Below are 12,587 nucleotides of genomic sequence, written 5' to 3'. Positions count from 1 at the left end.
TCGACGACGATACCGACCGTCACTGTTTCCTCAAGATTCTCGCCCAGGTCATCAAGCAGTACCACTGGCTCTATTAGTAAAGTTGTGAGTAAGGGTGACGCTTAATCTGATATTTCAAGACCTGACCCTTATACCCTTCTTCTTATACCCTTCTTCAGTACCGACCATTTCAGATAGATCGCAACACCCGCGAACAGCAACAGGACGGCCGCAAGAAACAGGAACGTCTTCGCGAAGGCGGGTGTGATATGGCCCGCTACTCTTTCTTGTAGAAAAAAACTGCCGACGATGCAACAGCAATCCAAATCGTCGCTAGCGAAATTACTAGCGCAGGAGGCCATTCCGAGTACTGGATGAGGGCGGCTAATGAACCCAAGGCGACCACCCAGCAAACAAACCAAGCGCCCAAACGCTTCAACCAATCTTTGATCGCGGGAAAGACAGAGGGTTGAGTCCCGAGATTCGAATCCTCTTGGAGCGAGTGATTTGGTTTGCTGCTGGAGTCGTCAGATTTTGAAAGGTATTTGAGTATCAACCCCGCTGTCTGCTCGATCGTTCCAACCTGACGCCATTCCTCATAGGTTGCGTTTACTTTGAAACGCTTTTCCACCAGCACAATAAAGACCGTAAGGTCATCCGAATCAATGCGAAGATCACGCACGAACTCCTTGTTTGGTGAAATTGCCTCTTTCTTGATCCATCCAACCACGTCGACAAGAATGTCGGTGATTGTTTCAATCAGTTGATTTTTCGTGAGTTCATTTTCCATTCCGTGCCTCATAAGCACACATACCGATGCTGACCGCATCGAAGACGGCTAAACCCACTGCCACAAATGGCAGGGCTCGTCCTACGATACCGAATATACGGATAGTGCCAAAAGTCGCTTTTGCCAATTGCGCGGCGGACGATCCCACCGGCAGCCTTGCCTGTGGAAAGAACTTAAGACCGTAATGACTTACCAGGTTGGTGTATTCGCTTGATCCCAAAACAGCCTTATGACCGAGCTTGATTTTTTCAATCGGAATACCGCCCGCGCCCGTCACCGCTGTCGCAGCGGTAAGTCCGTAATGTTCCTTCGTACACTGCCACAATGTTTCAAGCGCCGTGTTCGGCGTCTCGGCCTTAGGGGTCGAGAATTTAACGAGGTCATAACCGTTACTGCGCCGTGTTTTATTTCCCACTGAAGGAAACGCAATTGCGCCACTGTAGCTATCAGAAAATATGAAGTCGTTCGTGAGCGCTGGCAGGTTCGGATTAAAGGCGAGACCATGAAAGCTGTTTAATTCCCATACACCTTGAAATATCGCTTGTGATAACGACGACTCTTGCATGAGTTCCTCCCTGTTGTTTATTCGAAATATTAGCCTACTACCACAGTCCCCAGGGTGTCACCATGCCTGAAACCAGCGAGCGTAGCGTGCGCCACTGGGGGGGAGGGAGCTAGAGCGTGCCGTGGCTTAAGTTAAGTGCCATTCGGGGCGCTACCCTTTAAAGCCTTTAATGGGTAGCGCTCCTTTTGTTTGTATTCCTCCCTGCTGCTATTGGTAGCTACCCATAGTGGTAACAAATACAGGTGCCAACCCCGTGCTGACCAGGCCGGGGATCATTCGTGTCAGTATTCCGTTTGCACCGATCGTGTATTGCGTCACGTTGTTGCTGAAATCGTTCGCGGTATAGACGTAGCGACCGGAGAAATCGACGGCGACCGACGCGAGCTGCGTCCCCACGGGTGCCGCGGTGGTCGATGTCAATGTGAGCGCTCCATCGGTCCCGATCGTGTACTGCGTGATGTTTCTGCTGTTGACGTTCGCAACGTAAACATAACGCCCCGAAGGGTCGACAGCGATGGACCGCGGCATGGATCGGATCGCGACGGTGGCCGGTGTCATCGGCGTGAGCGTTCCGTCAGCACCTACACGGTATTGCGAGACATTGTTGCTGCCTGCATTCGCGACATAGGCATACCGTCCCGACGGATCGAGCGCGACCGCGAACGGGAGCGATCCGCTCGCGACCTTGCCGGTGAATTTCAAACGCCCGGTTGAGGCCTCGACCGCGAATGCTGAGACGCTGTTATCGTCACGATTGGCAACATAGGCGAAGCGGGGCATGTCGGCGGCTTGGCTGTAGGTGGCCAATGACAGCAGCAGGGGCAGGAAAATAATGACTGTTAGCGCGCGATTCGATTTCATGATCTTCCTCCTTGAATGATGTTGCGCATTCCGTGCAACGACGTCAGTGATGGGTCACAAATTTTTGTTACTCATTCGTGATATTTGGTGCGTGATGAATGTAAGTGAACAATATAGTTCGACACTACCCGCCTATACGTATCGGGCACTTATCCCCATCGCTCCGGCAGGGCGGTGGAAATAATGTAGTGTTCGTGGCAATGCCTATGGCCAACGGAGAAACGCCATTGGTTGGAACCGCCGTCCGTTCTGCAATCGCGACGGCACGGCAACATGGTTGCGGTCTGTATTTCACCAGCACGACATTCGCCTACAACCACACGCTGACGTTCGACGGTATCGATGCGTATGGAGATGGAATCGGCAGCATTCTGCAAGCCGCGAATGTGGCCGCGTCGGCGATCTACTTAACCGGCAACAATCCCCAACTCCGGCACGTCCGGATAACGTCGTCGCAAGCGATGCAGAGATTATCTACGCGGGACAGCACGGGTGTAGTAGTGGACGATACGAAAAATTTCGTTGTCGATCATGTAACCGTGGATAAGACGGCATCGGTCGGAATTTTTAATTACGGCGGCGCATCCGGCTCGATTACCTGGAACACCGTAAACGACACCCTCGCCGATGGCATTCACAACACTCACGGCGCCAACACTACCGAAGTAGCGTTCAATACCGTACACAACCTTTTCCCCAATCCAAATGATTGGGCATGCCGATATTATTTGCAAAGGTTTGCGTCCTTGATCAACCGGAGCGGGAGTCACTCCCTGGCGAACTCGGTAACGTAGAACAGCAGCGCTGTCATTGGGAAGGCGAATCCGATCCAGCTCACCAGCTCCCAGCCGCTCCGTGTGTAAGCGAAGCTCGCAATGGACGAGCCGAGCGCGCCGCCGGCGAAGAAGATGGTGATGTATAACCCATTCAGACGGCTGCGGATGTGCGCACCGAGCGAATAGATCGCGCGCTGACCCAACACGACATTCGCTTGCACACCGAAGTCCAACAACACCGCGGCCGCCAGCAGTGCCGCCAGCGATCCCGTGCCGCCGATCCACGCTAGCAGGAATGATACCGCCACCGTGACAATCGCGAGACAGGTCGCCACGCGGGTTTGGCCACGGTCGGCCAAATGTCCTGCTATCGGCGCCGCCAGCGCGCCCGCGACACCCACCAGCGCGAACAGCGCTATGCCACGCTGGGTCAAACCAAAGATCGGACCCGACAACACCAGTGGAACGGCGGTCCAAAAGAGACTGAACGCGGCGAACAGCGCCGCTTGGTAGGCGGCGCGCCGCCGCAACAGCGGCGTGTCCCGCAACAGGATCCACAAGGAACCGATCAGCTGGACATAACCATGATCTGCAGTCGGATACCGTTGCGGCAGCAAGCGCTGCAGGATCAAGCCGAGCATGGCCATGAGTCCGGCCGATACGCCAAACACCGCTCGCCAGCCGAACGCGCTCGCGATGAGGCTCGACACGGGCCGGGCTAACATGACACCGGTCAGCAAACCGCTCATGACGTTACCGACCACTCGCCCTCGGCTCGCCTCGGGAGCGAGATGGGCAGCAATTGGTACCAGCATCTGCACCACCACTGAACCCAGGCCGACGAACAGCGAAGCCGCCAGCAACCAAGGTGTCGATTGCGCGACGGCCGTCGCGACCAACGCGAAGAACGCCAGACTCAGTGTCCAGAGAATGAGACGACGGTTCTCAACCAGATCGCCCAACGGGACCAGCAATACGAGCCCTGCGCAATACCCCATCTGCGTGAGCGTCACTATAAGACTGGCGGTCGATGGATGCAGCCCGATCGCGGGCGCGATCAAACTGATTAATGGTTGAGCGTAATACAGATTGGCGGCAACTAGTCCGCAGGCGCTGGCCAGCAGAAAGACCATCCAAGCTGATATACCGTTACTGGCGATCGGTAGGGCGGGCGACGCCATGGTCTTTGTTGTCATCACTAGGTTCCTAAATGGGAATAAATATTTCCTAATTGGTGAAAAAAAAATCAGTCGAGCGCCTTCATTGCAACTTCGACCGCCGCGATCATTTCCGCCCGCTTCGGTGACGTTTTGCCGACCACACGTAGGCCGTGGAACAAGCACAGCAGAAAGCGCGCGGTCGCTTTGACGTCGATTGCTTTGGACACCGAACCATCGGCCTGTCCCCGCTGGATTAGATCGACCAGCAACTTCTCTCGCCTCTTCATCAAGCCGACGACCCGCTCGGCGATTTCGGGATCGAACGTCGCGAGTTCGACGGCGGTGCCAACAACGAGGCACCCACGCTGACCGTTCGTGCCGCAGGACATGTCAGCGTAGAACATCAATGCGCGGTGCAGCTTCTCTCGACCCGTGCGCACGGCATCAATCGCTTCCATTAACTCGGCGCGGCGCTGGGTCGACTCGTGGTCCAGTGCCGCCAGAAAGATCGCACGCTTGTCCTTGAATGCCTTGTAGAGACTGCCGGCCGTCAACTCTGTTGCCTGCGCAAGATCGGTGATCGAGGTGGCGTGGAAACCGCGCTCGCAGAACACGCGAACGGCCTTGTTCATTACCTCGTCCATGACGAACTCGCGGGGACGGCCGGGGCCATGGGGGCGTACCGATGGGATCGCTGTTCGCATGACCTAATTATAGAATGATTATTTCCATAATTAAAATCCCGCATTTATTGTGACTGGTGGATGGGGTTCTTATCGGCGACCTATCATTCGGAACGTGGGTATTCGTCAATCGTTCTATCAAGGCGGTTCTTGAGAAAAAACTGGTTGAGAGGATTAAATCGATCCGAGTTCAAGGGTCGCTCGCTCCGCTGTTACGATATCCTCTTGAACGGAAGGGAGCCACTTGGTTAGGGATTCAAGTTATGGAACAACGCATCCAATTGTTGGACTACGTCAGATTTGCAGCGTCGTTGAGCGTCGTCGCTTTTCATTATCTTTTTAATGGCATAACCAACGGGAAAATCTCCTCGCTGCATGAATACAGCGTCGCCGTCGCATTTGCCAAGTACGGTTACCTCGGTGTTGAGTTATTTTTTCTAATTAGTGGTTACGTCATCTATACCTCGGCGTCGGGAAAAACCGCCGATCGGTTTGCCGTTGGCCGGTTGGTTCGTCTGTATCCGGCATTCTGGTTTGCTGTTTGTTTTACATCGTTCTTCGCGATTTTCTGGGGCGGAGAAAAAATGAGCGTCTCTCTTCCCCAATTCTTTGCCAGTCTGACGATGGTGGCGCCGGTGTTTAAGCAACCATTCGTTGATGGCGTTTATTGGACGTTGATATTCGAAATCAGGTTCTATCTTCTCGTTTTCGCTCTGCTCTTTATTGGCCTCTCGCATAAGTTAGATGTGATTTTTTCGTGGTGGGCAATCCTGCTGTTCGCGGTCTGGCTGATCCGTCCGGAACTATCGTCGATTACCTATTTGGGTACGTACTACGCCTTTTTTGTCGGCGGCGCTGTTTTAGCTACGATCCGTGCTAAAGGTTATAGCTTCCTCAATATCACCGCGCTGGCCTCGGCATTCATCGTCAGCTTGTCCTTTACGTTATCTCAGGTTTCAAGCATGGAAGCCCGGAAAGGAACCGACTATTCGGAAGTGGTGATTGGTTTGCTAATCGTCAGCTTCTATCTTCTATTTTTTTTGCTGAACTTGCGGGTGCTGTCGCGGCTAAAACTCCCTTTCTCCTTGTTTCTTGGCGGGCTCGCTTATCCGATATACCTGCTGCACGCGCATTTCGGTTACATGGTGATGTCCACATTCGGGAACGAATCGAATAAGTGGATTGTTTACGCGCTATTGCTGTTAATCGTCGTTACCGTGAGCCGCATCGTAAACGCAGGTATCGAAACTCGGCTCAAGAACTATTGGTATGGATTTTTCGATGGGTCGATTGGCGCTATGGTAAGAAAGAGTCTGCTATGGAAGAGCGTCTTGTTGAGAAAATCGGTCGTGTTATTTCCTAGAAAACGTAATAACCCAGCGCCCGAAAAAGGAAGGCAATGAATAAGTTCTTGCCTTGTACGATGTTGCTGCTGGCGTTATCCGGTGTCAGCGCGCCGGCGGCCGCGGGATTGTTGACTCGCGCGGATGTCCTGCACTGACATCGGCCAACAGTTGGATTTGTACGACGCCACGATAGTAAAATCGTGAGTCGGGGTGATGCTTGATCTTATATTTCAAGACCTGACGCTTTAATCTTTGCTCTATCTTTGTGCCCCCTATGTTATTAATGTTTATGTCCTTTATGCCTCTTGACAGCATGCTTGTAGCGCCCGTAGCCTCTCTCAAAATTAGAAAGGGCACAGGGAGAGCACGATGAAAACAACAACAATGCCGCCCCGTTTTTCTCCCCAATAGCTTTATACCGTCATAAGTTTCAGCACCGCATCGGCGCGCGCCATTTTGTTGCGTTGCTGCACAGTAACGAGTCAGGGAGTGAGTATGTGCCATCTTCAAAAAAAGCATTGGGATAGCGTCCGTCATTTCTTATTTTTACTTGAAGGAACGGTCAACAAGACTCCCGATCCTTTATCGTTGCGATAAAAAAATAAATGTCGCGTCTCTGTAAAAAATTAAAGAGCAAACCATGTTGCGCCTTGTGTCGAGTACCCGGCACCAATGGATAGCTCCTGCAGATTACAAAATGAGTTAGTGTAGGGTTTGGCGCCGATAACTAAATACAACTCGCGCAATAAACCTACGTAACACGTCTGATATCCGCACGTTGTTGGAAAAACACTTTTTGGTTGCGCCTACAAGGCGCACTCCTTCCAGCATGTGCCACTAACTAGAACTAATTTGGGAGATTTTAAAATGGCAAGCATAGCGACAATCGCAGCGGATCTATCGCCGGCGAGTCTGTACCCACAGCCGGATCTGCGCCGCGGACAATTTATTCTCGGCCCGAGTTTCAAAGAAGGCCTACCCACATGGAAGCGCCAGCAACTCGCCGACGATCTTTGCCTAACGACACATCCCGAACTGAGCGTGACCCGCGTTGTCCGCGCGACGTCGTCGCTCACGCTCATAGGTTTCATGCTGGATGCCGCCGACCCATCGGTGAGCGACACAAGGATTCTGACGCGCTTATTGACGCACGCTGGTTCGCGCCGCCAGCTTATCGGCGCCACCGCCAACTTGGCCGGTCGTTGGATTTTGATTGTCGACAGCGACGATGGACGTTATTTATTTCACGATGCCCTCGGGCTCCGGCAGGTGTTCCACACGCTACCGGCCACCACCGGCGGCGTTTGGGCGTTGTCACAGCCCGGCTTAGCGATCGACATACTCAGACTGCGGATCGACGAGCAGGCGCAGCAGTTTGTCGACTCGCATCAGTTTCGTACACATTCCGAATATCGCTGGCCCGGCGCCAGTTCGCCGGTGGAGGGATTACGCCACCTGCTTCCTAACCATGCACTTGATCTGCGCACCGGTGCAGTCACGCGTTACTGGCCGGTGGCGCCGCTGCCGGAGATAGAAATACCGCAAGCGCTCGATGCGATCGCTTTGCAACTGGACGGTTCGATGCGTGCTGCCGCCGCTCGCTTCGATCTGGCGCTCAGCATGACCGCCGGTGTCGACAGCCGCCTGGTATTGGCGGCTTCCCGCGCAATCAAGGAACGTCTCCGTTACGTCACCGTACGGCAAGGACGCATGGCCGACACCAGCGCCGATCTGTGGGTGCCACGGCGACTGCTGGCGAAACTCGGGCTACGACATGAAGTGGTACCCGCGGCCGCGAGCATGTCGCCCGAATTCAGCTTGGCGTTCAAACGCAGCGTTTATCTCGCGCACGATCACTACGGCGCTGATGCCGAAGCATTACTGGCGCACTTCGGCGGAGGAACGACGGTTGCCGTTACCGGTAGCGGTGCCGAAATCGGGCGCTGCTCGTTTCGCAAAGATCTACCGTGGTCGGACTGGCGTACGATTGGCGCAGCGGACTTGGCGATGCTTCAACGCATGAACAACCACCCGTATGCGTTGCGCTTTTTTGAGGAATGGCTGAGTGAAGCCCGCGACCTTAACCAGGTAAAGTTGCTCGATCTTTTTGAATGGGAACAGGGTCACGGCAACTGGCTAGCGATGACGCAACTCGAGTTCGACATCGTCTGGCGGGATGTTTTTACGCCGTACAATTGCCGCGCGCTGCTGCAGACCTTCTTGTCCGTCAAGGAACGTTATCGCCGCGCTCCCGACTACACGCTATTTAGACAGGCGACCCAGCGCCTGTGGCCCGAGGTGTTGAGTGAACCCATCAATCCAACAGTGCCTCGTCGTTCTCGGGATTTAATACGGAAATCCTTGCGAGTGCTCGCGAGCCTGCGATAACGACTATGCCGGCAGCAGTCACGCAAGACGCGACGGATAGCCGTAACAGCAAAAAAAGGGGTCACCCCCGTCGTCGAGCGGGCGCACAAAAACCAGGCGCCCGCTCGAGGGCGACGATGCATGTTAAATGCATCGGCGACAACTCCGCCTCGCCCCCCTGAAGGGGAAGGAACCTGCTAATAAGGTCGGGGTGGGTGAATTTAGTCATCGTTCAGTTAAGTAAGTGCCATTCGGTCGGAGACTCCTTTAATTTAATTCATATCTTGAGTTATGAATGAACCAGCCGCGCGCCGTTCGCTTGCCATTGCTGTGCGAAAAGACGCGCATCGTCCTCAGAGTGCGCTTTCACTCCCATGAGAATACCGCCGTCGTGGATACCGCGCTCGTACTCTCTAACGCGTGCTTTCGGCAGACCCCAATCGCTCAACCATCCCAAAAGACCCGCCGTGACGCCGGCGGTGCCGGCGCTGGCCAATGCCACGGCGATCGGTCCGCCGACGACCAACCCCAAACCGGGCAGCGCCGAGAATGCCGCACCGGCGGCAACCGCTGCCAGCGCCGGGATCATGATGCCGATCGTACCGCCGAGTGGGCCGCCGAGCTCACCGCCCTCGGCGATTTTGCTGCGTAGCTTCCGGTCGACATCGTGACCTTCGGCGAACGATCGTCGTCGCGTGTCGTCGGACATAATGACGTTGATGTCACGGATGCCGTAGCCGTTTTGCGTGGCCGATTGGTACACGCGCTCGACGCTATCGATGTCCGGAAACAGTCCGGTAACCATTTTTTCTTCGCCGTGCGACAACATTGTTTTCGTCATGGCTTCACGCTCGCGATTCACCTTCTTTTTGGACCCACAACCGTGGCAAAGGTTGTTTTCTAGCAAGCGTTCTGTAGGGAAAACGATGTAGGGCGGATTAGTCAGATAGCATCCCCTTGTTCAATTCACTTCCTCGCTGGTCTGTCCTCGATAGTCCGAGAAATTGTCGATACCGAGTTCGCCTCGGCGGCAGTGCCAGCAATAGCCAGCGCCTTTCCAAGATTGCTTATTTTTAGTGCTTATTTATATTTATAAAGTCCCGTATATCTTCTAGCGCAATACGCTTCGTTTAATTGCGAAGATCTAAAGGCGCCGGATAAGGGAGTGCCTTCCCCGTGGACTCCAGATAGGTACATTAATGCCCAACGGAGTGTCCGATGACAAAACGAAAGGCCTGCACCCGCGGGTTTAAGTCGGAAGCGCTACGCTTACTCGACAGTGGCGAGAAGAAATCTGCCCGACTCTATCAATTGCTTCGAGATGGAGTGGGAAGTCTGTACGGCTCAATAATTATGGCGGGAATCAAAGATGATCTTTGACTGGCTTAACACCGAGCAAGAGCAAAAATTTGGCAAGGACCTGGCCGCATTTTTTGTGGAAAAGATCCCGGTGGCAGACGCTCTAGGGGTGAAAAAGGCAAAAGCCAAGAAAATGGATATTTTTAATAAGCTGTTCAAGAAAGTGGATGAATACAAACATGAGCATAAACTGAATTTCTACAAAAAATCGGTATTCGGAAATTCGTTTCAATGGGCCCTTGTCGATGCTGGCTTCACTCGCGAATTCGCCAAAGAGTTAACGACAGAGCTGCTACTAAGACTATAAGTTGATGTGTAAATCGCTGGGCAATGGGGGCCGGCGACACTCATCTCGATGAGCCGGATGAGCGACGAAGACGGAGATCGTATCGAGTCGCAGATTGCCAGAAAAATCACGATGCGGATGAATCCATGCTGAATTGGTTTAAGAAAGCGGCCGGCCTACAGGACCAGAAAAACGCAGAAGCTAAAGCGAAGGTAAGCCAGTGGATAAATGACGGCTTTGAAAATCTTAAGCTCGGAAATGGCGAGGCCGCACGCAATCTATTCGAAAAAGTATTGAAAGAGCAGCCCAATAACGCGGATGCTCTGTACATGTCAGGCGTACTTCTGCACGGCCAGGGGCGGAATGAAGCAGCGGCCGCCTTCATTTCCCGCGCCATCGATAGCGATAACAGCGTTGCGGCGTTCCACATCACGCTGGGTGCTGTCCTTAAAGATCAGAATAAGTTGGAAGAGGCTCAAGCGAGCATCCTCCGGGCTATCGCGCTGGACCCTGACGACGAAGAATCTCGGACCAACGTAGCTTGGTTACTCTGTGAAGCAGGGAGGCCAGGAGAGGCAGTGGAGCACTTGCGGCATGCCCTTCGTCTCGCCCCGAATAAAGCCGATCTGCATTGCAACTTGGGTAGTGTGCTCCAGTCCCTGGGTAGAGAGGATGAGGCGGCAAGATGTTATCGCGACGCCCTGTCGTTCGACTCAGGAAATGCCACGGCAGGAAACAACCTCGGCGCAATACTCCACGCGCAAGGCAACGTACGCGACGCAATCGAGTGCTTCCGGCAAACACTAGACAAGACGCCAGGATATTCTCAATCCTGGGTCAACTTGGCGATCGCACTTCAAGCTATCCACCAGGTAGATGAAGCCGAGTCGTGCCTGTTACGTGCCATCCGTTTAGATCCGCAGAATTTCAAGGCGTACAGCAGACTCGCTGTTGTTATGCGAGAGCAAGGACGGCTGGAAGAATCTAAGGTGCATAGTGCGCATGCACTTGCCATCCAAGATAGCGTCAGTGAGCGTGTTCGGCTAGCGACTCTGCTTCCGGTCATCGCGCTTTCGGAAGATGAGATAAAGACATGGCGTAAGCACTTTGATGAAAGCATGGACGAACTGTTGACGCGCGAAGACGCTGAAGGCGCTCTAAAGGACCCATTTGCCGAGGTCGGCGTAAGTAATTTTCACTTGGCATATCAACCCGAGTGCAACCGGAGCCTACAGGAAAAGGCAGGCCGTCTTTATTCGAAGCTGTGCCCCGAATTACTCTATACAGCTCCCCACTGCTATCGCCGGTCTCCGTCCAAGGATCGTCGAATTAAAATCGGTTTTATTTCCAGATTCATGCACGACCATAGCATCGGCAGAACGACTCGCGGTGTTCTCGCCAAGATGTCGCGGGACCGATTCCATGTGATTGCCTTGTTCGTTCCTCCCTTTGTGGATGATTATATTTCCAAGTTCGTCCGTGATAGTGCAGAACAGTCCTTGGTGTTGCCGAAAACGTTGGAAGCGGCGCGCAAGATGATTTCGGAATTGGAATTGGACGTTTTGTATTACCAAGATATCGGAATGGATGCATTCACCTACTTCTTAGCTTTCTCACGTCTTGCGCCGGTGCAGTGCGTGTCGTTCGGCCACCCGGATACCACCGGCATCGCCAACATGGACTATTGGGTATCTAGTGAAAATTTTGAGACAGAGGGCGCATCCGAACACTACAGCGAACAGCTCTTTCTATTACGAAATCTCGGCACGCTGGCGTACTACTATCGCCCCACATTAACGCAACCGGCAAAAGCACGAAGCGATTTTGGACTGCCACGGGATAGGAACGTTTATCTATGTCCGCAATCGTTGTTTAAGCTGTATCCAGATTTTGATGTCATCATGGCAAATATTTTGCGCCACGATCCCTCAGGCGAAATGGTTCTTATTGAAGCACGTACAAAGTTTTGGGGAGAACTCCTGCGTCGGCGTTTCCAGGAAAAAATTCCAGACGTTTGCCAGAGAATTCGTTTTTTGCCCGGGATGAGTCAAGACGACTTCTTAGCGTTAATTGCGGCATGTGATGTGATGCTGGACACGATTTACTTCAATGGAATGAATACCAGCCTAGAAGCGTTCGCGATTGGAACGCCGGTGGTCACCCTGCCGACAGCCCTACAGCGGGGACGTCATACCTACGGCATGTACAAGCAGATGGATTTGCACGAGTGCATTGCGTCGACTCCCGACGAATATGTCGAAATTTCAGTCAGGCTGGGTACCGATCGAAAATTCCGGGATGAGGTGAAATCGAGAATTTTGTCTCGCAGTATGATTTTGTATGAAGATTCAGCGGTAGTGTCCGAATTTGAGCGCTTCTTTGTCGAAGCCCACGACCGCGTTTTAGCATCTTAAA

Annotated in this window: 11 protein-coding genes; 5 read left to right on the top strand and 6 right to left on the bottom strand. The window is 53.3% G+C overall.

What is annotated here, in order from left to right:
• Positions 1-256: 256 nt before the first annotated feature.
• The 3 genes from HY308_16680 to HY308_16670 all read right to left on the bottom strand — a co-directional run bounded on the left by HY308_16680 (position 257) and on the right by HY308_16670 (position 2,195).
• Positions 257-769: an acyl carrier protein gene (locus HY308_16680; protein ID MBI3899912.1), complete on the bottom strand. Its 513-nt coding sequence runs from the start codon at positions 767-769 to the stop codon at positions 257-259.
• Positions 759-1,334 carry a hypothetical protein gene (locus tag HY308_16675; protein ID MBI3899911.1) on the bottom strand — a complete coding sequence of 192 codons (576 nt, stop codon included), beginning with the start codon at positions 1,332-1,334 and terminating at the stop codon, positions 759-761. The genes HY308_16680 and HY308_16675 overlap by 11 nt, the downstream gene beginning before the upstream one ends.
• Positions 1,335-1,541: 207 nt before the next feature.
• Positions 1,542-2,195 carry a beta-propeller fold lactonase family protein gene (locus HY308_16670; GenBank protein MBI3899910.1) on the bottom strand — a complete coding sequence of 218 codons (654 nt, stop codon included), beginning with the start codon at positions 2,193-2,195 and terminating at the stop codon, positions 1,542-1,544.
• Between the two features lie 188 nt (positions 2,196-2,383).
• Between HY308_16670 and HY308_16665 the strand changes: the two genes are divergently transcribed.
• Positions 2,384-2,989, top strand: coding sequence for a right-handed parallel beta-helix repeat-containing protein (locus tag HY308_16665; GenBank protein MBI3899909.1), 606 nt, complete (start codon positions 2,384-2,386; stop codon positions 2,987-2,989).
• On the opposite strand, the gene HY308_16660 is transcribed toward HY308_16665, so the two are convergent.
• Both HY308_16660 and HY308_16655 read right to left on the bottom strand, forming a co-directional pair.
• Positions 2,962-4,152 (bottom strand): MFS transporter, encoded by a 1,191-nt coding sequence (locus HY308_16660; protein ID MBI3899908.1) that lies wholly within the window; start codon positions 4,150-4,152, stop codon positions 2,962-2,964. The genes HY308_16665 and HY308_16660 overlap by 28 nt on opposite strands.
• A 65-nt stretch (positions 4,153-4,217) precedes the next feature.
• Positions 4,218-4,775, bottom strand: a complete 558-nt coding sequence (locus HY308_16655; GenBank protein ID MBI3899907.1) for a TetR/AcrR family transcriptional regulator — start codon at positions 4,773-4,775, stop codon at positions 4,218-4,220.
• Between the two features lie 302 nt (positions 4,776-5,077).
• Here HY308_16655 and HY308_16650 point away from each other — a divergent pair, with 302 nt between their 5' ends.
• Together HY308_16650 and HY308_16645 are read left to right on the top strand one after the other, a co-directional pair.
• Positions 5,078-6,217 carry an acyltransferase gene (locus tag HY308_16650; protein MBI3899906.1) on the top strand — a complete coding sequence of 380 codons (1,140 nt, stop codon included), beginning with the start codon at positions 5,078-5,080 and terminating at the stop codon, positions 6,215-6,217.
• A gap of 810 nt (positions 6,218-7,027) precedes the next feature.
• Positions 7,028-8,548 carry a hypothetical protein gene (locus HY308_16645; protein ID MBI3899905.1) on the top strand — a complete coding sequence of 507 codons (1,521 nt, stop codon included), beginning with the start codon at positions 7,028-7,030 and terminating at the stop codon, positions 8,546-8,548.
• A 268-nt stretch (positions 8,549-8,816) separates the two neighbouring features.
• Here the strand turns inward: HY308_16645 and HY308_16640 are convergent, their stop codons facing one another.
• Positions 8,817-9,356, bottom strand: coding sequence for a hypothetical protein (locus HY308_16640; GenBank protein MBI3899904.1), 540 nt, complete (start codon positions 9,354-9,356; stop codon positions 8,817-8,819).
• A 540-nt stretch (positions 9,357-9,896) separates the two neighbouring features.
• Here HY308_16640 and HY308_16635 point away from each other — a divergent pair.
• Both HY308_16635 and HY308_16630 read left to right on the top strand, forming a co-directional pair.
• Positions 9,897-10,193, top strand: a complete 297-nt coding sequence (locus HY308_16635; GenBank protein ID MBI3899903.1) for a hypothetical protein — start codon at positions 9,897-9,899, stop codon at positions 10,191-10,193.
• A gap of 125 nt (positions 10,194-10,318) precedes the next feature.
• Positions 10,319-12,586 (top strand): tetratricopeptide repeat protein, encoded by a 2,268-nt coding sequence (locus tag HY308_16630; GenBank protein MBI3899902.1) that lies wholly within the window; start codon positions 10,319-10,321, stop codon positions 12,584-12,586.
• Position 12,587: the final 1 nt, after the last annotated feature.

The organism is Gammaproteobacteria bacterium, from assembly GCA_016199745.1.
Classification (GTDB): Bacteria; Pseudomonadota; Gammaproteobacteria; order Acidiferrobacterales; family Sulfurifustaceae; genus JACQFZ01.
Note: the sequence above shows the minus strand (reverse complement) of the source record. Positions and strands in the feature narration are given on the sequence as shown.

Bases quoted from the DNA above. Each gene is read 5' to 3' on its own strand.
- HY308_16680 (MBI3899912.1), bottom strand. From the start codon at position 769: ATGGAAAATGAACTCACGAAAAATCAACTGATTGAAACAATCACCGAC.
- HY308_16675 (MBI3899911.1), bottom strand. From the start codon at position 1,334: ATGCAAGAGTCGTCGTTATCACAAGCGATATTTCAAGGTGTATGGGAA.
- HY308_16670 (MBI3899910.1), bottom strand. From the start codon at position 2,195: ATGAAATCGAATCGCGCGCTAACAGTCATTATTTTCCTGCCCCTGCTG.
- HY308_16660 (MBI3899908.1), bottom strand. From the start codon at position 4,152: ATGGCGTCGCCCGCCCTACCGATCGCCAGTAACGGTATATCAGCTTGG.
- HY308_16655 (MBI3899907.1), bottom strand. From the start codon at position 4,775: ATGGACGAGGTAATGAACAAGGCCGTTCGCGTGTTCTGCGAGCGCGGT.
- HY308_16650 (MBI3899906.1), top strand. From the start codon at position 5,078: ATGGAACAACGCATCCAATTGTTGGACTACGTCAGATTTGCAGCGTCG.
- HY308_16645 (MBI3899905.1), top strand. From the start codon at position 7,028: ATGGCAAGCATAGCGACAATCGCAGCGGATCTATCGCCGGCGAGTCTG.
- HY308_16640 (MBI3899904.1), bottom strand. From the start codon at position 9,356: ATGTTGTCGCACGGCGAAGAAAAAATGGTTACCGGACTGTTTCCGGAC.
- HY308_16635 (MBI3899903.1), top strand. From the start codon at position 9,897: ATGATCTTTGACTGGCTTAACACCGAGCAAGAGCAAAAATTTGGCAAG.
- HY308_16630 (MBI3899902.1), top strand. From the start codon at position 10,319: ATGCTGAATTGGTTTAAGAAAGCGGCCGGCCTACAGGACCAGAAAAAC.